At 64.2% G+C, this 22,725-nt stretch carries 21 protein-coding genes and 2 pseudogenes; 13 read left to right on the top strand and 10 right to left on the bottom strand.

Features of this window, described 5'->3' with window-relative positions; genetic code table 11:
• Nucleotides 1–44: 44 nt before the first annotated feature.
• Together cysC and cysD are read right to left on the bottom strand one after the other, a co-directional pair.
• Nucleotides 45–1,961, bottom strand: coding sequence for an adenylyl-sulfate kinase (cysC, locus tag V1280_RS25495; RefSeq protein WP_334530480.1), 1,917 nt, complete (start codon nt 1,959–1,961; stop codon nt 45–47).
• Nucleotides 1,962–1,980: 19 nt separating this feature from the next.
• Nucleotides 1,981–2,775 carry a sulfate adenylyltransferase subunit CysD gene (cysD, locus tag V1280_RS25490; RefSeq protein WP_334538409.1) on the bottom strand — a complete coding sequence of 265 codons (795 nt, stop codon included), beginning with the start codon at nt 2,773–2,775 and terminating at the stop codon, nt 1,981–1,983.
• Between the two features lie 236 nt (nt 2,776–3,011).
• Here cysD and cysG point away from each other — a divergent pair, with 236 nt between their 5' ends.
• The 12 genes from cysG to V1280_RS25430 all read left to right on the top strand — a co-directional run bounded on the left by cysG (nt 3,012) and on the right by V1280_RS25430 (nt 14,230).
• On the top strand, nt 3,012–4,436 hold the full coding sequence (cysG, locus tag V1280_RS25485; RefSeq protein WP_334530477.1) for a siroheme synthase CysG: 1,425 nt from the start codon (nt 3,012–3,014) through the stop codon (nt 4,434–4,436).
• Nucleotides 4,433–4,741 carry a DUF2849 domain-containing protein gene (locus tag V1280_RS25480; RefSeq protein WP_148776791.1) on the top strand — a complete coding sequence of 103 codons (309 nt, stop codon included), beginning with the start codon at nt 4,433–4,435 and terminating at the stop codon, nt 4,739–4,741. Before cysG ends, V1280_RS25480 begins: the two co-directional genes overlap by 4 nt.
• A 30-nt stretch (nt 4,742–4,771) precedes the next feature.
• Entirely contained in the window at nt 4,772–6,427 is a 1,656-nt protein-coding gene (locus tag V1280_RS25475; RefSeq protein WP_334530472.1) for a nitrite/sulfite reductase, read from the top strand.
• Nucleotides 6,414–6,929 (top strand): DUF934 domain-containing protein, encoded by a 516-nt coding sequence (locus V1280_RS25470; RefSeq protein WP_334530469.1) that lies wholly within the window; start codon nt 6,414–6,416, stop codon nt 6,927–6,929. Before V1280_RS25475 ends, V1280_RS25470 begins: the two co-directional genes overlap by 14 nt.
• A gap of 5 nt (nt 6,930–6,934) precedes the next feature.
• A complete protein-coding gene (locus tag V1280_RS25465; protein ID WP_442895159.1) occupies nt 6,935–7,657 on the top strand; it encodes a phosphoadenylyl-sulfate reductase in 723 nt (240 codons plus the stop codon).
• A 112-nt stretch (nt 7,658–7,769) separates the two neighbouring features.
• Complete coding sequence (locus V1280_RS25460; RefSeq protein WP_334530463.1) at nt 7,770–8,771, top strand: sulfate ABC transporter substrate-binding protein; 1,002 nt, start codon at nt 7,770–7,772, stop codon at nt 8,769–8,771.
• A 36-nt stretch (nt 8,772–8,807) separates the two neighbouring features.
• Nucleotides 8,808–9,644: a sulfate ABC transporter permease subunit CysT gene (gene cysT, locus V1280_RS25455; protein ID WP_334530461.1), complete on the top strand. Its 837-nt coding sequence runs from the start codon at nt 8,808–8,810 to the stop codon at nt 9,642–9,644.
• An 11-nt stretch (nt 9,645–9,655) separates the two neighbouring features.
• The gene (gene cysW / locus V1280_RS25450) at nt 9,656–10,567 is read left to right on the top strand and encodes a sulfate ABC transporter permease subunit CysW (protein WP_334530458.1); all 912 of its coding nucleotides are present in this window, start codon (nt 9,656–9,658) and stop codon (nt 10,565–10,567) included.
• Complete coding sequence (locus tag V1280_RS25445; protein ID WP_334530455.1) at nt 10,557–11,594, top strand: sulfate/molybdate ABC transporter ATP-binding protein; 1,038 nt, start codon at nt 10,557–10,559, stop codon at nt 11,592–11,594. Before cysW ends, V1280_RS25445 begins: the two co-directional genes overlap by 11 nt.
• A gap of 88 nt (nt 11,595–11,682) precedes the next feature.
• Complete coding sequence (locus V1280_RS25440) at nt 11,683–12,186, top strand: CAP domain-containing protein (RefSeq protein WP_334530452.1); 504 nt, start codon at nt 11,683–11,685, stop codon at nt 12,184–12,186.
• A gap of 78 nt (nt 12,187–12,264) precedes the next feature.
• A complete protein-coding gene (locus V1280_RS25435; protein ID WP_334530449.1) occupies nt 12,265–13,440 on the top strand; it encodes a patatin-like phospholipase family protein in 1,176 nt (391 codons plus the stop codon).
• Nucleotide 13,441: 1 nt separating this feature from the next.
• Nucleotides 13,442–14,230, top strand: coding sequence for a 3-hydroxybutyrate dehydrogenase (locus tag V1280_RS25430; protein WP_200471838.1), 789 nt, complete (start codon nt 13,442–13,444; stop codon nt 14,228–14,230).
• A gap of 222 nt (nt 14,231–14,452) precedes the next feature.
• On the opposite strand, the gene V1280_RS25425 is transcribed toward V1280_RS25430, so the two are convergent.
• The 6 genes and pseudogenes from V1280_RS25425 to V1280_RS25400 form a co-directional block, all read right to left on the bottom strand.
• On the bottom strand, nt 14,453–15,424 hold the full coding sequence (locus V1280_RS25425) for an IS110 family transposase (RefSeq protein WP_442895158.1): 972 nt from the start codon (nt 15,422–15,424) through the stop codon (nt 14,453–14,455).
• Between the two features lie 326 nt (nt 15,425–15,750).
• Nucleotides 15,751–16,575 (bottom strand): sulfite exporter TauE/SafE family protein, encoded by an 825-nt coding sequence (locus V1280_RS25420; protein WP_334530441.1) that lies wholly within the window; start codon nt 16,573–16,575, stop codon nt 15,751–15,753.
• An 18-nt stretch (nt 16,576–16,593) separates the two neighbouring features.
• A pseudogene (locus V1280_RS25415) lies at nt 16,594–17,049 on the bottom strand (type II toxin-antitoxin system RelE/ParE family toxin); the annotation flags it as partial.
• Between the two features lie 23 nt (nt 17,050–17,072).
• Nucleotides 17,073–17,309, bottom strand: a complete 237-nt coding sequence (locus V1280_RS25410; RefSeq protein ID WP_334530438.1) for a hypothetical protein — start codon at nt 17,307–17,309, stop codon at nt 17,073–17,075.
• A 53-nt stretch (nt 17,310–17,362) separates the two neighbouring features.
• Complete coding sequence (locus tag V1280_RS25405) at nt 17,363–18,730, bottom strand: oligosaccharide flippase family protein (RefSeq protein ID WP_442895157.1); 1,368 nt, start codon at nt 18,728–18,730, stop codon at nt 17,363–17,365.
• A gap of 318 nt (nt 18,731–19,048) precedes the next feature.
• Nucleotides 19,049–19,888, bottom strand: a complete 840-nt coding sequence (locus tag V1280_RS25400) for a protein-disulfide reductase DsbD domain-containing protein (RefSeq protein ID WP_148772124.1) — start codon at nt 19,886–19,888, stop codon at nt 19,049–19,051.
• A 142-nt stretch (nt 19,889–20,030) separates the two neighbouring features.
• Here V1280_RS25400 and V1280_RS25395 point away from each other — a divergent pair, with 142 nt between their 5' ends.
• Nucleotides 20,031–20,675, top strand: a complete 645-nt coding sequence (locus tag V1280_RS25395) for a YqgE/AlgH family protein (RefSeq protein ID WP_334530432.1) — start codon at nt 20,031–20,033, stop codon at nt 20,673–20,675.
• A 234-nt stretch (nt 20,676–20,909) separates the two neighbouring features.
• Here the strand turns inward: V1280_RS25395 and V1280_RS25390 are convergent.
• A pseudogene (locus V1280_RS25390) lies at nt 20,910–21,796 on the bottom strand (TauD/TfdA dioxygenase family protein).
• 97 nt (nt 21,797–21,893) lie between these two features.
• Nucleotides 21,894–22,673, bottom strand: a complete 780-nt coding sequence (locus V1280_RS25385) for an SDR family NAD(P)-dependent oxidoreductase (protein WP_334530429.1) — start codon at nt 22,671–22,673, stop codon at nt 21,894–21,896.
• Nucleotides 22,674–22,725 lie beyond the last annotated feature (52 nt).

Genomic DNA, 22,725 nt, shown 5'->3' with positions numbered 1-22,725 from the left:
ATTGCGCATAAGGCCGGGCGACGACAGCTGGGAATAGGATGCGCTCAAATATTCGCGGCGAGATCCACGACCTCGTCGAACAGCACGCCGGTCGTCTTCAGCATCTGCTCGATCTCATCCGCGGCCTCGGCAACCGTCCGCATCGAGGTGTCGATCACGAGCTCGGCGGCCTCGGGCCGCTCGTAGTCGTTGCCGATGCCTGTAAAGGAGGCAAGCGCGCCGGCGCGGGCCTTCTTGTAATGGCCCTTCGGATCGCGCTCCTCGCAGATGTCCGCAGGCGTTGCGACATGGATCTCGCGGAACGCGGTATCCGCGATGCGGCGTGCGGTGGCGCGGTCCTCGCGGGCCGGTGAGACCGCGGCGACGATGGCGATGTGACCGTTGCGGGCGAGATGGGTTGCGACCTCGGCAAGCCTGCGGATGTTCTCGCTGCGATCGACGGCGGAGAAGCCGAGATCGCTGTTGAGCCCGGCACGCACCGTGTCGCCGTCGAGCAGGATCGGCGAGCCACCATTGGTGAAGAGACGCCGCTCCAGCGCCTTCGCCAGCGTCGACTTGCCGGAAGCCGGCAGGCCGGTCAACCAGACCACCGCGCCGTTGTGCTGATAGCGCGCGGAGCGCTCGTCGGGCCGCAGCGCCGATTCCACCGGTACGATATCGACCGGCACGGCGCGTTGGCCGGCATCGACCGACAGCACGAGGCCGCCGCCGGCGATGCGCCCGGAGACCTCGATCACGAGGCGGCCGGTGCGCGGATTCTCGGTGTAGGGATCGGCAGCAATCGGGTTGGACAGGGAGATGTCGATCTCGCCGACATGGTTGCGGCCGATCGCCTTGTTCTCGCGGCTCTCGAGCTCGCCGGGATCGACCGCCTTCTCGATGGCGACGACGGTGGCGCGGCTCTCCTTCGGCCCGCAGCGGACCAGCAGCTGGTCGCCCTTGGCGAGCGGCTTGTCGTGCAGCCAGAAAATGCGCGCGCGCAGCCGACGCGTCTCGCGCGGGGCGGCGTCGGCATGGGCGATGATGTCGCCGCGCTCGATGAACAACTCGCGGTCGAGCGTGATGCCGACGGAGCGGCCGGCGCCCTGACGTCCCGCGACCGGCGTCACCGGCCAGCTCTCGACCGTCTTGATCTTGGCGATCTTGCCGGCCGGCATGATCACGATCTCGTCGCCGGCAATCAGGCTGCCGGATTCGATGCGGCCTGCGACGATGCGGCGATCGTCGAACTTGTAGATCGCCTGCACTGGCAGGCGCAGCGCCAGCGCTTCCAGCGGGCGCGCCGGCTCGAGCCGATCGAGCGCCTCGACCACGGTCGGACCCTTGTACCAGCCGATCCGGTCGGTGCGCTCGGCGACGCCGTCGCCATCGCGGGCGGAGATTGGGATCACCGCCGTGGGCGTCACGCCGAGGCCTTGCAGATGCGCGGAGATCTCGTCGCTGATCTCCTTGAAGCGCAGGTCCGAGAAATCGACGCGGTCCATCTTGTTGACGACGACCGCGACCTGCTTCACGCCGAGCAGATGCAGGAGATAGCCGTGACGGCGGGTCTGGTCGCGCACACCTTCGAGCGCGTCGATGATCAGCACCGCGCCGTCGGCCTGCGAGGCGCCGGTGATCATGTTGCGCAGGAATTCGGCATGGCCGGGCGCGTCGATCAGCACGATGTCGCGCGAATTGGTGCGGAAGCGGATCTGCGTGGTGTCGATGGTGATGCCCTGGTCGCGCTCGGTCTGCAGTGCGTCGAGCAGGAATGACCATTCGAACGGCATGCCGCGCCGCGCGCTGACAGCCTTCAGCATTTCGAGCTTGCCGTCAGGCAGGCTGCCGGTCTCGTGCAGCAGGCGGCCGACCAGCGTCGACTTGCCGTGGTCGACATGGCCGACGATGACGATGCGGACCTGCGGTCGCGTCGTGCCGTTCGGCGTGGCGGGCGAAGCGGGGGTGACGATCATGTTCATATCGCGCTCGCGTCCTTGATCAGAGATAGCCGGCGACGCGCAGGCGCTCGAAAGCGTCCTCGGTCTCATGGTCGAGCGCGCGGCCGGCGCGCTCCGGCACCTTGGTCTGCTCGAGCTCGGCCAGGATCTCGTCGATGTTCGTTGCGGTCGAAGCGACCGGATTGGTGATGTCCTGATCGCCCAGCGAGCGATAACGCTTGCCGTCCTTGGCGAGATACAGCGGGATGATCGGGATGTTCTCGCGCTTGGTGTAGGCCCAGATGTCGGCCTCGGTCCAATGCAGGATCGGGTGGATGCGCAAATGCGCGCCCTGCGGTGGAGACGCGTTGAAATGATCCCAGAACTCCGGCGGCTGGTCGCGCACGTCCCAATTGCCTTCGAGGCCGCGCGGCGAGAACACGCGCTCCTTGGCACGGGTGGCTTCCTCGTCGCGGCGGATGCCTGCGATCAGGCCGTCAAAACCGTATTTGCCGAGTGCCATCTTCAGGCCTTCGGTCTTGCGCGCGGCGGAACGGGCGGCCGGCGGCAGCGTTGGGTCGACGGCATCGATGGGCGGGCAGGGCTCGACGCGCAGATCGAGCTCCCACTCCTTGCCGTAATGATCGCGGAAGCGATACATCTCGGGAAACTTCTTGCCGGTGTCGACGTGAAGGGCCGGGAACGGCAGGCGGCCGAAGAACGCCTTGCGCGCAAGCCAGATCATCACGTTGGAGTCCTTGCCGAGCGACCACAGCAAGGCGATCTTCTTCAGACGAGCGAAAGCCTCGCGGAAGATGTAGATGCTCTGCGCTTCCAGCTGGTCGAGATGGTCCATGCTGGGGGCGGTCAGCTCGACCGGAATTTGCTGGGAAACGGGAGCCTGGGAGTCCCGTCCATCTGCACCGGAATTGTCCTTGAGAAGATGCATCTCTGCCACTTTGCGTTTGGAGGCGAAAATTCTATAGTTGCGCTGCAGAAGAGAAGAAAAAATTTTCTCTTTGCGCGTCAGAAACGACACATATATAGAAAATAATTCCAGTCAACCCCAGATGTGGGGGAAGCGAGTATCGCATGCGGTTCTTGCCGGTGTTCCTCGATCTCAAGGCCGGTCCGGTGGTCCTCATCGGCGCGGGTGAGCTTTTGCGCGCAAAACTGCGCGTGCTCACTGCTGCCGGTGCGAGCATTCGCGTGCATGCGATCGACGGCAATCAGGATCTGGGTCTGAGCTCCGATGACGCGGCGCGTATCGAGATCGTGACGGGCGATCCGCTCTCGGCCGATCTTGCAGGTGTCATCGCCATCGTCTGCGCAGGCGCGGCCGATGTCGGCGTGGCGATGTCGGCGCGGGCGAAGTCGCTCGGTCTGCCCGTCAACGTCATGGATGATCTCGAACATTCCAGCTTCATCTTCCCGGCCATCGTCGATCGCGGCGATGTCGTGATCGCAGTCGGTACCGGCGGGACCTCGCCGGTGGTGGCGCGGCGCGTGCGCGAGAAGATCGAGGCGCTGCTGCCCGCGCGCATCGGCGAGCTCGCCGAGTTCATCGGCGGCTTTCGCAAGTCCATCAACGAGCGCATTGCCGAGTTTCCGCTGCGCCGCCGCTTCTGGGAGCGCGTCATCGACGGCCCGATCGGCGCCGCCGTCTTGGCCGGCCGCAAGGGCGAGGCTGACACAGCGCTCAAGCAGATTTCCGATCCGTCCGCGTTCGCGCGCGCCGACAAGCCGGAAGGCTCGGTCGCACTGGTCGGCGCCGGCCCCGGCGATCCCGATCTCCTCACCATCAAGGCCCTGCGCGCGCTGCAGGATGCCGACATCGTCTTCCATGACGAGCTGGTTTCGCCCGAGATTCTCGATCGTATCCGTCGCGACACCACGCGCGTTCCTGTCGGTCGCCGCGTCGGCAAGCCCGGCATTGGCCAGGACGCCATCAACAAGCGCATGATCGAGGCCGCGCAAGCCGGCCAGCGCGTTGTGCGGCTGAAGGGCGGCGATCCCTTCGTGTTCGGCCGCGGCGGCGAAGAAGTCGAAGCGTTGCGCGCGGCGGGTGTCGCCTATTCCATCATTCCCGGCATCACGGCTGGCCTCGGCGGCGCCGCCGATTTCGAGGTGCCGCTCACCTACCGTCACGAAGCGACCCGCATTACCTTCCTCACCGCGCACAAGGCGCGCGACGCGGAGACGGTGGACTGGTCGACGCTGACCGATACCAAAATGACCGTCGTGGTCTACATGGGCATGACCGCTGCGCCCGCCATTCGCGCCGGCCTGTTTGCCGCCGGCCGCTCGCCGGAGACGCCGGTCGGCGTGTTCGCCCGCGTCACGCGGCCTGATGCGCAGGGCGCGATCGGCACGCTGCGCGACCTGCCCGAGCTGGTGCGGCGGACCAATGGCGGTCCCGCCATCCTCATCATCGGCGACGTGGTCCGGCATGCCGGCTCGCTTCGCCGCCAAACACCCAAACAAATCATCTCTGACCTCCTGGATGCTGCCGAATGACCTCTCCTCTCCAACAGAAACTCAAAATCAACGGTTCTTCCGTCGTGACCGCCAACCGCACCTGGGACGGCGTCGTCGTCTATCGCACCGCCGCCAAGGGGTGGTCGGTGGAACTGACCGATGCCGCGATCGTGCGAAACTCGGATGAGGCGAAAGCGTTGCTCGCCGAGGCCGTGGCCGATGACGTCGGCGCGATCGGCCCCTATATCGCGCCGGTGCAAGTCGACGAAGCCGGCAAAATCCTGCCGGGCAATCTGCGCGAGCAGATCCGCCGCGACGGCGTGACAATCGACTTGCCGGTTTAACCGCGGGTCGAGCTGTAAGGCACTTCAATCATGTATGCTTACGACGAAATCGATCGCACGCTGGTCAACGAGCGCGTCTCGGAATTCCGCGACCAGGTGCAGCGCCGTCTCTCGGGCGAGCTCACCGAAGACGAATTCAAGATGCTGCGCTTGCAGAACGGCGTCTATCTGCAACTGCACGCCTACATGTTCCGCGTCGCGATTCCCTACGGAACGCTGGCGTCGAACCAACTGCGGCAGTTGGCCCATGTCGCGCGCAAATACGACCGCGGCTACGGCCATTTCACCACGCGCCAGAACATCCAGTTCAACTGGATCAAGCTGTCGGACCTGCCGGATGCGCTCGCCGATCTCGCCGAGGTCGGCATCCATGCGATGCAGACCTCCGGCAACAACATGCGCAACGTCACCTCGGACCAGTGGGCCGGCGTCGCGCCCGGCGAGATCGAGGATCCCCGCATCTGGTCGGAGCTGATCCGTCAGCACACCACGCTGCATCCGGAATTCTCGTTCCTGCCGCGCAAGTTCAAGATCGCGATCACCGCGTCGGACCACGACCGCGCTGCGATCAAGGTGCACGACATCGGCCTGCGCCTGATCAAGAACGAGAAGGGCGAGACCGGTTTCGAGGTGCTGGTCGGCGGCGGTCTCGGCCGCACGCCGTTCATCGGCAAGACCATCAAGCACTTCGTCCATGGCCGCGATCTTCTCAGCTACATCGAGGCCATCCTGCGCGTCTACAACCAGTACGGACGCCGCGACAACATCTACAAGGCGCGCATCAAGATCCTGGTGCACGAGCTCGGCATCGAGAAATTCTCCCGCGAGGTCGAGGAGGAGTGGCAGCAGATCCGCTATTCCTCGCTCCAGATCGACGACGAGGTGATCGAGGATATCCGCTCGCGCTTCATCTATCCGGCTTATGAGAAGCTGCCGCACATGCCGGACGAACTGCGCCAGGCCGCGGCCGACCCCGATTTCGAGGCGTGGCGCAAGAACTCGGTCGCCGCGCACAAGAACCCGGGCTATTCCATCGTCACGATCTCGCTGAAGCCGATCGGCGCGCCTCCGGGCGACGCCACGGCGGAGCAGATGGATGCGCTGGCCGATCTCGCCGACAAATATTCGTTCGGCGAGATCCGCGTCGGTCACGAGCAGAACCTGGCGCTGCCGCATGTCGCCAAGCGCGACCTGCCGGCGCTGTGGAAGGCGCTCGACAAGCTTGGGCTGGCGACGCCGAACGTCAATCTGATCACCGACATCATCGCCTGTCCGGGCCTCGACTATTGCTCGCTGGCGAATGCGCGCTCGATCCCGATCGCGCAGGAGCTGACGCGGCGCTTCGCCAACCACGAGCTCGCCAATTTGATCGGGCGGCTCCACATCAACATCTCCGGCTGCATCAATGCCTGCGGTCACCACCATGTCGGCCATATCGGCATTCTCGGCGTCGAGAAGAACGGCGAGGAGGTCTACCAGATCACCATCGGCGGCCGTGCCGACGAGAGTGCTGCGCTCGGCAATCTGATCGGCCCGGGCGTCAAGTTCGACGAGGTCGCCGATGTCGTCGAGGACATCGTGGAGGCCTATCTGGCGCTGCGCGAGCGGCCGGAGGAGCTGTTCGTCGACACGGTCAAGCGCCTCGGCGTCGAACCCTTCAAGGAGCGCGTCTATGCCACTCGTTAACGGCGGAAAAATCGCCGACGACAGTTTCGCCAAGCTGGCCGTCGACACCCCGCTGCCTGAAGGTGGCGACATCCTGGTGCCGGCCGAGCGCTTCCTGGGCGAAGCCGACGCGCTGCTCAAGCGTGCTGGCAAGATCGGCGTGATCTGGCCGAACAACCGCGACATTGCCGAACTCGTGCCGTATCTCGGCAAGCTCGCCACCGTTGCGCTGGTGTTCCCGAGCTTCCGTGACGGACGCGCCTATAGTCAGGCGCGACTGCTGCGCGAGCGCTACGGCTATCGCGGCGATCTGCGCGCCACCGGCCAGGTGCTGCGTGATCAGTTCGTGTTCATGCTGCGCGCCGGCTTCGATTCCTTCGAGGTCAAGAAGCAGGCGGATGCGGAAGCCTTCATGCAGACCGCGAAGCGCTATTCGGTGTTCTACCAGCCGACCGGCGACGGCCGGATCACGGCGCTGCACCGGCGCATGCAGCTGCGTCACTCCGAGGGTGTCGGCACGTGAATGCGATGGCTACTCAATTTGCATCTCAATCCACGTCGGTGTTGCCGATCGCGGACGAGCTCGACCGTGCTTTGCGCGACGCCACTCCGGCCGAAATCATTGCTGCGGCGCTGAAGACCGTCGGCCGCGATCAGCTCGCCGTGGTGTCGTCGTTCGGGACGGAGTCGGCCGCGCTGTTGAAGGTGATGGCAGATGTCGATCCGGCGATTCCGGTGATCTTCCTCGATACCGGCTGGCTGTTCGAAGAGACGCTCGCCTATCGCGACACGCTGATCGCCGCGCTTGGCTTGAGAGATGTTCGTTCGATCAAGCCGTTGGAGCAGGATCTGAAGCAGGACGATCCCGATCAGGAGCTGTGGTTCTCCAATCCCGATGCCTGCTGCCGCATCCGCAAGGTCGAGCCGCTGGCGCGGGCGCTGAAGCCGTTTTCAGCGTGGGTCAATGGCCGCAAGCGCTTTCAGGGCGGCGTGCGCGCCGACATTCCGGTCGTCGAAGTGGATGGCGCGCGGCTGAAGTTCAATCCTTTCGCCAATGTCTCTCGCGAGGACATCAAGGACATCTACGCGCGTGCCAAATTGCCGCAGCATCCGCTTCAAGCGTCGGGTTTCATGTCGGTTGGGTGTATGCCTTGCACGAGCAGAACGACCGAGGGCGAGGACGAGCGCGCGGGTCGCTGGCGCGGCCGCGCCAAGACAGAATGCGGCATCCACACGATGAAGACTTCGTAGCACAGTCGAGCTGCGCGGCACCGAACAAGAAAATCCGGTTCCGTTGACTTAAGCCCGTTTCGCACTGAGTTATGCCCGCATGCCATCGATGACGCTGGAGTCGTCGAGGTCAATGGAGATGGACATGATCCGCCGTATCGTTCCGCTCGCGGCAGGCCTGCTCTGGGCAAGCTCGGCTCTCGCCGCTGATATCAATCTCCTGAACGTGTCGTATGACCCGACGCGCGAGCTCTATGTCGACTTCAACAAGGCGTTCGCGAACGCCTATCAGAAGGAAACCGGCAAGAGCGTCGAGATCAAGCAGTCGCATGGCGGCAGCGGCTCGCAGGCGCGCAGCGTGATCGACGGATTACAGGCCGATGTGGTGACGCTCGCGCTCGCCTACGACATCGACGCCATCGCCGGCAAGGGCCTCACCGCGGCCGATTGGCAGAAGCGCCTGCCGCAGAATTCATCACCCTACACGTCGACCATTGTGTTCCTGGTGCGCAAGGGCAATCCCAAGGGCATCAAGGACTGGGACGATCTGCTCAAGCCGGGCGTCGCCGTGATCACGCCGAACCCGAAGACCTCGGGCGGTGCGCGCTGGAATTACCTGGCGGCCTGGGGCTTTGCACAGAAGAAATATGGATCAGTCGATAAGGCCAAGGAGTTCGTCGGCAAGCTCTATCAGCAGGTGCCGGTGCTCGACACCGGCGCGCGCGGGGCGACCGTGACCTTCGTCGAGCGCGGCGTCGGCGACGTGCTGCTTGCCTGGGAGAACGAGGCGTACCTCGCGCTGAAGGAATTCGGCCCGGAGAAATTCGAGATCGTGGCGCCGCCGCTCTCGATCCTCGCCGAGCCGCCGGTCGCGATCGTCGACAAGGTTGCCGATAAAAAGGGCACGCGAAATGTCGCGGATGCCTACCTCCAGTACTGGTACACCAAGGAAGGGCAGGAGATCGCCGCGCGCAATTTCTACCGTCCGCGTGATGCCGAGATCGCCAAAAAGTATGAAAACGCCTTCGCGAAGGTCGAGCTGTTCACGATCGACGATGTGTTCGGCGGCTGGACCAAGGCGCAGAAGGAACATTTTGCCGACGGCGGCGTCTTCGATCAGATCTACAAGAACTGATCGGGCGCTGTCGGAGGGGTTTTAACAGGGGGCCTGGTGAGCGTAATCGCAGCACGACGCCGGACATTACCGGGCTTCGGTCTCACGATGGGACTGACGCTGACCTGGCTGTCCGTCATCATCCTGATTCCGCTCGCCGGGCTGTTCCTGAAGTCGCTCGAGCTAAGCCCCGAGCAATTCTGGAACATCCTGTCCAGCCGCCGTACCCTGAACGCGCTCCGCGTCTCCTTCGGGCTCGCGTTTGCCGCGGCCTGCGTCAACCTCGTGATGGGCAGCATCATCGTCTGGGCGCTGGTGCGATACCGCTTCCCGGGCAGGCGGCTGTTCGACGCGATTGTCGATATTCCCTTCGCATTGCCGACGGCCGTTGCCGGCGTCGCGCTGACTGCGCTGTTTGCCGAGAAGGGCTGGCTTGGTGCGCCGCTCGCCGCGCTCGGCATCAAGGTGGCGTTCACGCCGGTCGGCATCTTCGTCGCGATGATCTTCATCGGCATTCCCTTCGTCGTGCGCACGGTGCAGCCGGTGCTGCAGGATATCGACGCCGAGATCGAGGAAGCCGCGGGTAGCCTCGGTGCCAGCCGCTGGCAGACCGTCATCCGCGTGATCCTGCCCTCGCTTGCGCCGGCGCTGCTCACCGGTCTCGCGCTCGCCTTTGCGCGCGCGGTCGGCGAATACGGCTCGGTGATCTTCATCGCCGGCAATCTGCCCAATGTCTCCGAGATCGCGCCGCTGCTGATCGTGATCCGGCTCTCTGAATTCCGCTATGCCGACGCGACCGCCATCGCGGTCATCATGCTCGTCGTCTCCTTCGTCATCATCTTTGCGGTCAACCGGTTGCAGCGCTGGGCGCAGAACCGGATCCCGGTGCACTAGGGCGGGATGCGATGACGATGCAGATCGCCGATTCCATTTCGCTGTCCTCGCCCGAGGCGAAGGCGCGCGCGCATGCGGCCGCCGCGCGCAACAATCTCCGCACCGAGCCGAAGGCGGTGCGCATCGCCATCATCACGCTGGCGATATTGTTCCTTACTGTCTTCGTGGTGCTGCCGCTCGTCCTGGTGTTCGCGGAGGCCTTCTCGAAGGGGGTAATTGCCTATCTCTCCGCGCTCACTGACCCGGAGGCACTGTCCGCAATCAAGCTGACGCTTGTGGTCGCGGCGATCTCGGTCAGCCTCAATCTCGTGTTTGGCCTGGTCGCGTCCTGGGCGATCGCAAAATTCGAATTCACAGGCAAGACGTTCCTGATCACGCTGATCGACCTGCCGTTCTCGGTGAGCCCGGTCATCTCGGGTCTCGTGTTCGTGCTGTTGTTCGGCGCGCAAGGCTATTTCGGCGGCTGGTTGAGGGATCACGACATCCAGATCCTGTTCGCGGTGCCCGGCATCGCGCTCGCCACCACCTTCGTGACCTTCCCCTTCGTGGCGCGGGCGCTGATCCCGTTGATGCAGGAGCAGGGCACACAAGAAGAGGAAGCCGCTATCTCGCTCGGCGCCTCCGGCCTGCAAACCTTCTTCCGCGTTACGCTGCCCAACATCAAATGGGGCGTGCTCTATGGCGTTCTGCTGTGTAACGCGCGCGCGATGGGCGAGTTCGGTGCGGTCTCCGTCGTCTCCGGCCACATCCGCGGTGAGACCAACACCATGCCGCTGCTGGTCGAGATTCTCTACAACGAGTACCAGTTCGTCGCGGCGTTCGCGATCGCCTCGCTGCTCGCAATGCTGGCGCTGATCACGCTGATCGCCAAGACAATTCTCGAACGTCATCTCGACGAAGGACACGACGTCAATGACCATTGAAGTCAAAAATCTCGTCAAGAGGTTCGGCAGCTTTGCAGCGCTCGATGGTGTCGATCTCAAAGTCAATGACGGCGAGCTGCTCGCATTGCTCGGCCCCTCCGGCTCCGGCAAAACCACGCTGCTGCGGATCATTGCCGGCCTCGACTGGCCTGATTCCGGCGAGGTCGCCTTCAATGGCGAGGACGCGCTGGCGCAGGGCGCGCGCGAACGCCATGTCGGCTTCGTGTTCCAGCACTACGCGCTGTTCCGCCACATGAGCGTGTTCGAGAACGTCGCCTTCGGCCTGCGCGTGCAGCCGCGCGCGGTCCGGAAAGACGAGGCGACGATCCGCGCCCGGGTCAAGGAGCTGCTGGATCTCGTGCAACTCGACTGGCTCGCCGACCGCTATCCGAGCCAGCTCTCCGGCGGCCAGCGCCAGCGCATCGCGCTGGCCCGCGCGCTCGCAATCGAGCCGCGCATCCTGCTGCTCGACGAGCCCTTCGGCGCGCTCGATGCGAAGGTGCGGAAAGAGCTGCGCAAATGGCTGCGCTCGCTGCATCACGAGATCAACGTCACCTCGATCTTCGTCACCCACGATCAGGAAGAGGCGCTGGAAGTCGCCAACCGTGTCGTCGTGATGGACAAGGGCAGGATCGAGCAGATTGGTTCGCCCGACGACGTCTATGAAACCCCCGCGACCGCGTTCGTCCACGGCTTCATCGGCGAATCCATCGAGCTGCCGGTCCATGTCGAGGGCGGCGTCATCAGGCTCGGCGATCGCCCGCTGCGGCTTGCGGCAGACGGGCTTGCGCCCGGCGCGTCAAAACTGTTCGTACGGCGACACGACATGCTGGTCGGCCCGCCCGGCTCGGGCGCCTTCGAGGGCGCCGTGCAGCACGTCCGGAATTTCGGTCCCGTGCAGCGGGCCGAGGTCGCATTGTCCGGCGGCGAGACCATCGAGATCGACGCCCCCCGCGACCGGGAACTGCGCGCCGGCGATACGATCGGCCTGGAGCCCCGCCGCTACCGCATCTTCGCGGGCGGCTGAGGCGCCCCGTCAGGTCGAATTTTCCTCAAAATTCACCTTTCAGCCACGGTTGGTATGCAACAACGGCCCCTCATTGGGGGCTTGATTCATGCGCGCCGCGGCCGCAATTCTCTTTCTTTTGCTGCTCGCCGGCTGTGCAGGCAATGAAGCGCCGGTCCAGCAGCCGACGATGTATGCCGACATGTCGGTCCCGGGCGCCAAGCTCGATGCGCCGGCGGCCGCGATCATGATCTCGCAGTATCGCCAGAACAACGGCCTCGGCACCGTCATCGTCGACCCCGATCTGATGCGGCTCGCCGAATCCCAATCCAATGCCATGGCCGCTGCCAACAAGATGGATCATGACGTCCGCGCGCCGCTCGCCAAGCGCCTCACCGCCGGCGGCTATCCCGCGACCGTGGCGGTCGAGAACATTTCGGCCGGCTATCATACGCTGGCGGAAGCGTTTTCCGGCTGGCGCGACTCGCCCCCGCACCGCGCCAACATGCTCAAGGGCGGTGTCACAAAATTGGGCATAGCGGCGAGCTATGCTCCAGGCACCAAATACAAGGTGTTCTGGACCATGATCCTGGCGTCGACCGACCCCCGATAAGCCAGACTTGATCCTGGGATGCATTGACGCCGCGGCGAACTGTCGCCACGGTCGCTCGCCATCTGCTATTGTTCCTGAATGACAGATCATAGCCCGGAAGTCGCAACAGTCCCCGCGAAGGCGCAGCGTGTCCTGGTTCTCCAGGGCGGCGGCGCGCTCGGCTCCTATCAGGCGGGCGCCTATCAATCGCTATGCCATTTCGACTTCGAACCGGAATGGGTTGCCGGCATCTCGATCGGCGCCGTCAATGCCGCCATCATCGCCGGCAATGAGGGCCACACCCGCGTCAAGCGGCTCAAGGAATTCTGGGAGATGGTTTCCGCGCCGGTGCCGTGGAAGCCGATCGGCAAGAGCGATCACAGCCGCGAGCTGTTCAATACCACCAGCGCCGCGCTGATCGCGACCTTCGGCGTGCCCGGCTTCTTCACGCCGCGCATCCCGCCCGCGCCGCTCTGGCCGCCGGGCAGCCCGCAGGCCGAGAGCTATTACGACACCGCGCCGCTGAAGAAGACGCTGGAGCGCCTTGTCGATTTCGACCGCATCAACGACCTGAAGACCCGCCTGTCGGTCGGCGCCGTCGGCGTCACCTCCGGCAATTTCAAATATTTCGACAATTACGAGTTCAAGAAGCTCGGCAAGAAAATCGGCCCCGAGCACATCATGGCCTCCGGCGCGCTGCCGCCGGGCTTTCCCTCGGTCGTGATCGAGGGCGAGCATTATTGGGACGGCGGCATCGCCTCCAATACGCCGCTCGACTTCGTGCTCGATGCCGAGGTCGCTCGTGACATGCTGATCTTCCAGGTCGACCTGTTCAGCGCGCGCGGTGACTTGCCGACCTCGCTGCTCGAGGCCACTGAGCGCGAAAAGGACATCCGCTTCTCCAGCCGCACGCGGATGAACACCGACAAGAACAAGCAGATCCACAATGCCCGCCGGGCCGTGCGCGACCTGATTTCCAAATTGCCCGATTATCTCAAGAACGATCCGTCCGTCGAGTTCCTTGCGAAGGTCTCGCGTGAGAGCACTGTCACGGTGGTGCACCTGATCTATCGCAGCAAGAACTACGAATCCTCGTCCAAGGACTATGACTTCTCGCATGTCGCGATGGTCGAGCATTGGGAAAGCGGCGTGCGCGACGTGCATCTGTCGATGCGCCACAAGGACTGGCTCGAGAAGCCGCAGTCCGGCGAGACCATGGTGACTTACGATCTTACGGGGGACGTCACCGCGCCCCCGCCAAAAAGGAGCGAATAATATGGGTACTCTGTCAGGCAAGAACGCCGTCGTGACCGGTTCGACCAGCGGCATCGGGCTCGCCTATGCGCGCGCCTTTGCGGCTGCCGGCGCCAATGTCGTGATCAACGGCTTCGGCTCGCCGGAGGACATCGAGAAGGAGCGCGCCAAGATCGAGTCCGATTTCGGCGTGAAGGCGGTCTATTCGCCCGCCGACATGACCAAGCCGGCCGAGATCGCCGGGATGATCGCGCTCGGCGAGAAGTCGTTCGGCTCGGTCGACATCCTCGTCAACAATGCCGGCATCCAGTTCGTCTCGCCGATCGAGGAATTCCCGCCGGAGAAGTGGGACCAGATCATCGCGATCAACCTGTCCTCGGCCTTCCATGCCATTCGCGCCGCCGTCCCCGGCATGAAGAAGAAGGGCTGGGGCCGCATCATCAACACCGCGTCGGCGCACTCGCTGGTCGCTTCGCCCTTCAAGTCGGCCTACGTTTCGGCCAAGCACGGCATCGCCGGCCTGACCAAGACCGTGGCACTCGAGGTCGCGACCAACAAGATCACCTGCAACTGCATCAGCCCGGGCTATGTCTGGACGCCGCTGGTCGAGAAGCAGATCCCGGATACGATGAAGGCCCGCAACCTCACCCGCGAGCAGGTCATCAACGACGTGCTGCTCGACGCCCAGCCGACCAAGGAGTTCGTGACGTCCGAGCAGGTTGCAGCGCTGGCGCTGTTCCTGTGCAGCGACGATGCCGCGCAGATCACCGGTACCAACCTGTCGATCGATGGCGGCTGGACGGCAGAGTAACGGCGCGATGCCGTAGGGCTCGGTCCCGTAGCAACCATTAAAGCGACGTCCGATTGCCGCGAGCATGACGCCGTGCTTGCGGCCGTCAAGGCGTGGCCTGGCGGCAGCGGCGATGAGGTGAGGCCGGAGCGACGGCCAGCCTTGACGGCCGCTGCGCGCGGCGTCTTTGCGATGGCAGGTCGGGACGAAGAAACGGTGCTTCGGCCGAACAAAGAAACGGGCTCAAGTGGCGGGCAAGCCCGCAGCTTTTGACGGTTCAGCAAGCCACGGCGTTCCGCGGGCGACGACGGCGTTGATGATGACGAGCAACTTCCTGGCACAGGCGACGAGCGCGCGCTTGTGACCCTTGCCGGCGGCAATCAGGCGGCTGTACAGGGCCATGAGTTGCGGGTTCCAGCGGAACGATGCGGGCAGTGCGGCAGTATAGAGCGCCTGGCGCAAGCGTTCGCGGCCGCCGTCGATGTGACGGGCGCCGACGCGGTCGCCGCTGTCATCATCGTAAGGGGCAAGCCCGGCGAGGGCTGCGGCTTGTTCACGCGTGATTTGGCCGATCTCGGGCATCCTGACCAGGATGGCGACTGCAGTCGGCAGACCGCTGCCGCCGACGCTGTAGATCAGATCGAGCCGTGCGGCGAGATCGCGATGCTTGCGGATCGCTGCCACCAGAGCCTTGAACTCGGCTCGTTTGTGCTTGGCCAAGAGAGCAATCTGCTCCTTCCACAGCTTCTGGATACGTTCGTTGCGGCAACTCTCCAGCCGGTTCTTCAGCTTGGCGATGTCCTCCTGGATCTGGTCGATCATCGTCAGATGCTCGGCAAAGGGCTGCAGCCGAGGATCCGGAGCAGAGTGGATCTTCTTGACGGCGGCGGTGCAGGCCGCAATCAAGGCTGCATCGATCTTGTCGTTCTTGGCCCACTGCAGGAGGAACGTGGCATAAGCACGGACCTGGGCCGGCTGAAAGAGGACGACGACAAACCGCTTGCGTCGCAGTTCGGCGACCGCCGCCTGCTCATAACCACCGCTCGCCTCGATCCCAACCCGCTTGACCTTGTGGCGCTTCAGCCACTCCACCAACTCCTGGTGGCCTTCCGCCGTGTTCTTGACCTGCAGCTGCTCCGAGCTGCCATCGAGCGCCACGTCGAGCTTGTGTTTGCCGGTATCGATCCCGGCACAGATCGTGATACGCTTGGCCATCTTCCTCGACCCTCCCTTGTGAATGCGAACCTGAAGTTCGTTCAACCATGCGGGTCCCGATGAAGTGCCGACCGCGATCTTGCTACGAAACGCAGCCCTCAAGGCTTCGGTGGGCATCGATCCGATCGATCGGCGGCCCAGCTCGGGTGGCCACCCGGGCTGGGCCATTCCTCACGGAACGAGGTCATTATAATCCGGCGCGCTAATACAAGGGTGGGCAAAGGCGCGAAGCGCCGTGCCCACCACCTTTCCGCGATTGAGAAGTGGTGGGCACGCTTCCGCTTTGCCCACCCTACGACACCGAGAACGAGGCGGCCGCTTCCCGCTCAATGGCTCCAGGCCAAGGCCGTCACGATCGCGGATTGCAGGTTCAGCTCCGTGAACATGATCTTGCCGGCGACCACGACGAGGACGCTGGCGAGCGCCACGCGCAGCACCGCCTCCGGCACGCGTGTCGCGCTGTAGCTGCCGAGGATGATGCCGGGCAGCGACCCCAGCAGCAGCACGCCCATCAGGGCCCAGTCGACCGAACCGAGCATCCAGTGTCCGATGCCGGCCACCAGCGTCAGCGGCACCGCGTGCGCAATGTCGGAGCCGACGATGGTCGCCATCGGCAGGCGCGGGTAGAGCAGAAGTAGCACGGTCACGCCGACCGCACCGGCACCGACCGACGAAATCGAGACCAGCACGCCGAGCACTACCCCGGTGACGACGGTCGCAATCACCGTGGTGCGCTCGCTGACCTGCTCCATGTGGCGGCGATAGCGCTCCATGATCGACTTGCGGAAGATCAGCGATGTCGCGGTCAGGATCAGTGCAAAGCACAGAACCAGGTTGACGAGGTTGCGCTCGGCATCGCCCCTGAGATCGAGCTTCCACAGCATCAGCAGCGTCAGCGCGCTCGCGGGAATGCTGCCGCAGGCGAGCCGCAGCACCGCCGGCCAGTGCACGCTGCGCGACCAGCCATGCACCACGCTGCCGCCGGTCTTGGTGGCGGCGGCATAGAGCAGGTCGGTGCCGACGGCGGTGGTCGGGTGAATGCCGAACAGCAGGATCAGCAGCGGCGTCATCAACGAGCCGCCGCCCACACCGGTCAACCCGACAAGCAGGCCGACGCCGAATCCCGAGGCGACGTAAAGCGGATCAATCATGTCAGGGAGAATCTAGATTTATCTCGTCAGTTGGGCAATACGACGTAGAATAAATTTCCCCCAGGGCGCAACCACTTGGGTGGAATAAGAAAAATTCTGCTGCCCACCAGCGTCAGGTGGTTTTTCCATCCAAACTGCCATCCTTTGGCGAAATGGACGCGTTGCCGGCATGCCGGAGAGGTCAGCGTGGAGGCTGGGTTGTGACGGCTCATTCAGCCCTGTGAGCGGGCGTCGGGATGTGTGGCGAATATGGACGATATGGATGACGTCGCCACGGACGCGATAAAATATCCGGAATGGGTAGCGAACGACCGCTACGGCTCGGATTTGGGAGCGGTGCGTAACGCGCGGCGCCGAAAAAGGTGCGTTCCGGATGCGCTCCACGACGTCGACAAATCGACGTCCGACAGCTTCGGCGATCAGTGGACTGGCGTTAGTCGTATAGTGCGTCGCGATGCCCGCGAGATCAGCAAGCGCCTCTGGCGTCTAGACGACCTTCATTCGCGTTTAAATTTCGCGAAGGTTTCCGCGACCTCGGCGTCCGTCGCGACCTCGCCGCGATCTATGGAGGCCAGGGCCGCGTCGATGCTCCGCAGTTCCTCCTGCGTCGCCAGATATTCGCCGCCGAGCAGTTCGCTCTCGATTTCGCTAGCAATCGCAACCAGCTCGTTCTGGGCCTCCTCAGGCCAAGTCTGAGCACGTTCCAGAATGTTTCGCAGATCGCTTGCAGCCATGCACCCGAGTATATCAGGTGCGGAGCTACATTCCAATTGCCGTAAGCCGACGGCTAGCGTCCGAACGCCAGCACGTGCAGCCCCAGCCGCTGCCGCACGATCCAGAACAGCAGCACCGTTTCGAAGGTGAGCGAGATCGAGGTCGCGGCTGCGGCGCCGTGGCCGCCGAAGCGCGGCACCAGCGCGATGCAGAGCACGACGTTCATCACGAACGCCAACGCGTAAGCCAGCGCGCAGATCTTCTGCTGGCCCAGCATGTTGAGCAGGCGCTCCACCGGGCCGATCGCGGCGCGCACCACGAGGCCGATCGCGGCGACGAACATGATGTCGTAGCCGACCACGAATTGCGGCCCGAACAGCCAGAGCAGGGGCTTGCCGAGCGCGAGCAGCGCGGCGGTCGCCGCCAGCGACGGCCAGAATGTCCAGTTGATGGCGTGCGCGACATAGGCCGACAGCCGCGCCTTGTCGCCGAGCGCGTTGTATTCGGCGAAGCGATGCGCGGTCGTCGCCGACATCGCGTAGTGAATGAACGACACCAGTGCCAGCGTCTTCACCACCGCGAAATAGACGCCGACCTCGTCGGACGGGCGGAATTGCTGCAGCACCAGCACGTCCGTGTAGGACAAGAGCAGGTAAAAACTTTCGACCAGCAGGATCGGCAGCGAGACCGCGAGCCAGCCGCTGATGTCGTAGGTCTTGGGGCCGGGCGCGATGTTCTCGGCGAGCTTGCGGTTCAGCACCACCATCTGCCCGGTCATCGCGATCCACACCGCGCCTGCGCTCGCGACCATCGCAGCGATCGCGCCGAGATGATAGCCGAGCAGGAAGGCGCCGGCCGTGATACCGATGATCAGCGCCTGACGGATGATGAACTGCGGCATCAGGCCGAGCTGCATCCAGTCATGCGAGCGCGCGATGCCGTCCTGGGTGTTGGCGACGACAAACGCGGGCAGCGTCATGCAGCCGATATAGAGCGGCAGCTCCTCGGCCGGATCGATCCAGGGTGATAGCAGTTTGACGATTCCGGCAAGGCCGAGTGACACCAGCGTGGAGACTGCGAAGGTCAGCCAGCGGCTGCCGGAGAGAAAGCCGCGCAGCAGCGCATGGTCGCCGCCGGCGCGATATTCCGGAATGATTTTTTGCGCGGAAGCGGAGATGCCGAAATCCATCATGCTGCCGAGCAGCAGCACCCAGGTCCAGACATAGACATAGATGCCGTAGTCGGACGTCCCCATCCAGCGCGCGAGCAGCACCTGCGAGAAATAGGCGAGGCCCGCGCTGATGACGCGGATGATGAAGATGGTGCCTGCCAGCCGCCGCGTCAGCGACGCCTCGCTCGATCCGCCCGAAAGCTTCGCGCGCAGCCGCGCGATCAGCCCGGCCGGTCCGGTCGTTGCGGGTTCTGCATCCATCACGGCCACGTAGAGATCCCCAGGCGTCCCGCATGCTGCGGCAGGCTTGATGCGGTGATCCCCGGGATTAGCAACCATTCGTTAAGATTCGGTTGGGTGGGACATGGCTGTTGCCTCACCCCAGCTGTCGTCCCGGACAAGCGTAAGCGCAGATCCGGGACCCAACCACAGGGAGAAGTTGCTGCGCCAGCTGGTAACTCCGAATCTTTGCAAAATTATTGCTGCGGCGTATGGGTCCCGGATCTGCGCTCCGCTTCGCTGTGCTTGTCCGGGACGACAGCTGATCGTATAGCTCCAGCGGAGCAACTCACGCGCGCAGGCTCAGGCTCACTCCAAATTCGTATTGAACTCGTACGATTTCTCCGGCCCCACCAGCGTGAACTTCAGCGCGGCGCCGTCAGGCTTGACGCCGGGCGGCAAGCCGTCGAGCTCGAAGGAAAATCGCTTCACGCCGGGCGGGCTGTGCTCGACCGGATCAGGAATCGGCAACGACCACTCCGGCGTCGGCCCTTCCACGAACAGATTGACCTTGCTGTTCTCGGGCGCAACGACGTCGACCACCACATTCTTGGGCCCGTCGCGCCTGACGTCGCGGATGGTCAGCGGATTGGGATCGCCGATCGTGGCGGGCTTCGGCACGGTGTCGAGCGCCGTGCGCAGATTGGCATCCTCGGTCGAGGCGACGTTGTTGAAGCCGAGCTCGACATTGGCCTCGACGGGAATGCAGAGCTTTTCGCAGACGGCGTAATTGATCTCGGCGCGCAGCGTCACCGGCTTGTCGGCGGCCTTGGCGACGATGCGCAAGGGCAGCACGATCTGGTCGTGATAGCCGATCGAATGACCGCCCGCGCCGTCGTCGAATTTCAGCGGCGCCGGCCACATCACGGTCACCGCTTCGACATTGTCCGACTTGGAGAAGTCGAACCGCGGCGGCACGCCGGAATCGCCGGGCATGCGCCAATAGGTCTTCCAGCCGGGTTGCAGCTGGAAAGCGATACCGCCGAGCAGCACCGCGCCGCTGCGCGATCCCGCGAGCAACCGCACCGCGGAATGGCCGTCGCGCTGCCACAGTGAAGCATCGTCGGCATGGGCACCCATCGCCAGCGACGACGCAAGCAAGGTTGTCGCGACGCCAAGCGCCGCATGCAGGGGAACTCTTGTCAGCATGGTACGTCTTTACAGGGTCCGCCCTGGGCAAACCATTGAATTGCTTGTGATGGATGCACTTGATTCAAGTCTCTGCAAGCCTTGATTTGACAGCAGGGCGGCCCGACATCAGGATAGGAATTGAAACCGGAGTGCTTCATCCATGGCTCCCACAGGCAAGAGGACGGGCGAAGGCACCCGCAGCTCAGGTGCTGGGCTCCCCAATTCGGCCGGATATCTCGACGGCCGGCTCCTGATCGCGATGCCTGTCATGGGCGACTCCCGCTTCGAGCGCTCGGTGATTTATCTCTGTGCGCATTCGGCCGAGGGCGCGATGGGCATCATCGTCAATCATCCGGCCGGCAGTATCGATTTTCCCGAACTTTTGGAGCAGCTCGGCATCGTCAAGAAAGGCGAGCACATCAAGCTGCCGCAAAATGCCGAAAGCATGAAGGTGCTGGCCGGCGGCCCGGTCGACACCGGCCGCGGCTTCGTGCTGCATTCCAGCGACTTCTACATCGAGCACGCGACACTGCGGATCGACGACGGCGTCTGCCTCACCGCGACCGTCGACATCCTGCGTGCGATCGCCAACGGCTCCGGCCCCAAGCACGCCATCCTCGCGCTGGGTTACGCCGGCTGGGCCCCGGGCCAGCTCGAGACCGAGATCCAGAGCAATGGCTGGCTGCATTGCGACGCGGATGCGGATTTGATCTTCGGCGACGACGTCGACGAGAAATACGGCCGCGCCCTGCGCAAGATCGGCATCGATCCCGGCATGCTGTCGAACGAGGCGGGGCACGCGTAGCCGGTGCTGCGCCCTCCGCTGTCGTCCCGGACAAGCGGAGATTCTGGCAACGCGTAGCGTTGTCCAGAACGAAGCGCCGATCCGGGACCCATAACCACAGGGCGAAGTTTGAGGCAGGCTGGTCACCACCAGTCTTCGCCAAACCACTCCCTGTGGTTATGGGTCCCGGATCGGCGCTCCGCTTCGCTGCGCTTGTCCGGGACGACGGCGGAATTTGTGGCTACTCCAATGCGCCTACTCCGCCGCCTGCTGCTGCACCGTCGGCTCGGTTCCCGCCACCGTCGCCCTCCGCATGTCGCGGGGCTGGGACTGGTCGTAGCGGCGGACGCGGTGCATGGTCTGGCGGTTGTCCCACATCACGAGATCATGCGGCTTCCATTTGTGGACGTAGACGAATTCCGCGTTGGTCGCGTGCTCGTTGAGATCGCGCAGCAACAGCCGTCCCTCCGGCACGCTCATGCTGACGATCTTGCCGGCATGCGATGAGAGATACAGCGACTTGCGGCGATGCACCGGATGCGTCCGCACCAGCCGCTGCAGCACCGGCTTGAACATCGCCTTCTCGTCGTCGGTGTATTCGGTGAAGCCGAGTGATCCGCGCGAATACATCAGCGAGTGCTCGCAGACGAGGTCCTCGATCTCGGCCTTGGTCTCGTCGTCGAGCGCGTCATAGGCCGCGCGCATGTCGGCGAATTCGGTGTTGCCGCCCTTCGGGTTCACCACGCGCGCCGACAGCAACGAGAATTTTGCCGGGATCGGGCGGAACGAGCTGTCGGAATGCCAGAGGCAATTGCCGAGATTGAACAGATGCGTGCGGCTGTCCTTGGCGAGCGGCTTGCCGTCCTTGCCGAGATTGGAGACGTCGTTGAGGCCGGATTGCAGCCGGTAGTCCTGCGCCTTGGTCACCGTGCCGCCGCGTGCATCCTCGCGCTGACCGAAATTCAGTGCAAGGCCATCTGCTGTTCGTCGTTGATGTCCTGGTCGTGGAACACCAGCACCGCATATTTGTCCATGGCGGACTCGACTTCGCGCGCCTCGCTCTCGGTGAGAGGCTTTCGCAGGTCGAGGCCGGAAACCTCGCCGACAAAATGCTTCTGAAGCTGCCGGATGGCGATCGTCATGGTGTCTCTCCCGCGAACCGCGAGCGGTTGGCCCCGCTCTGCCGGTGAAAAAGCTACTCCCGCGCCGGTTGATGTCAACGCTCCGAGCGCATGGCTCTTACGCGTTGCGCGCCATCAACCCGCCGTCGACCGGGATCACCGCGCCGGTGAGGAAGGACGCCGCCGGCAGGCACAGGCTCAGCGTCATATGCGCGACCTCCTCGGGGTCGCCGTAGCGGCCGAGTGCGGTGCGGCGCTTGGCGTAGATGGTCTTGTGCTCCTCGGAGATGCGGTCGGTGATAGCGGTGCGGATCGGGCCCGGGCAGATGCAATTGACGGTGATGCCCTCGCGGCCAAGTTCGACCGCAAGCGAGCGGGTGAGGCTGGCGACGCCGCCCTTCGCGGCCGAATAGGGGCTGTGCGTTGCGGTGGCGCCGAGCGCCTCGGTCGACGCGATGTTGACGATACGCGGGGACTTCGACTTGCGCAGGTGCGGCAGCGCGGCGCGGATGATGCGCGGATGCGCCGTCAGCATCACGGCGATGCCCCTGGCCCAGGCGTCCTCGTAAGCCTCGTCGTCGATCGCGACGCGGACGGAGATGCCGGCATTGTTGACGACGACATCGAGCCCGCCGAAATGCGCCGCGACATCACCAACCACGCGCTTGATCTCGCCGCCGTCGGCGACGTCGAGCTTCCAGGCCTTCGCCGTACCGCCGTTCGCCGCGATCTCCTTCGCCACCGCCTGCGCGCCTTGCTCGTCATAATCGGTGACGGCGACGTTCGCGCCTTCAGACGCGAACACGCGCGCGGTGGCGCGCCCCATGCCGCTAGCCGCGCCGGTGATGAGAACGATCAGCCCCTTCACGGAGCGGCTGAGCTCTTTGAATTCGGACATGCTGTTTCCTCGCGGGCTCTTGTTTCTTGTTCTGAGATTGACAAGGCTGGCA

Source organism: Bradyrhizobium sp. AZCC 2230, assembly GCF_036924495.1.
GTDB lineage: Bacteria > Pseudomonadota > Alphaproteobacteria > Rhizobiales > Xanthobacteraceae > Bradyrhizobium > Bradyrhizobium rifense.
The sequence above is the reverse complement of the archived record's forward strand: the minus strand, read 5'-3'. Positions and strand labels throughout refer to the sequence as shown.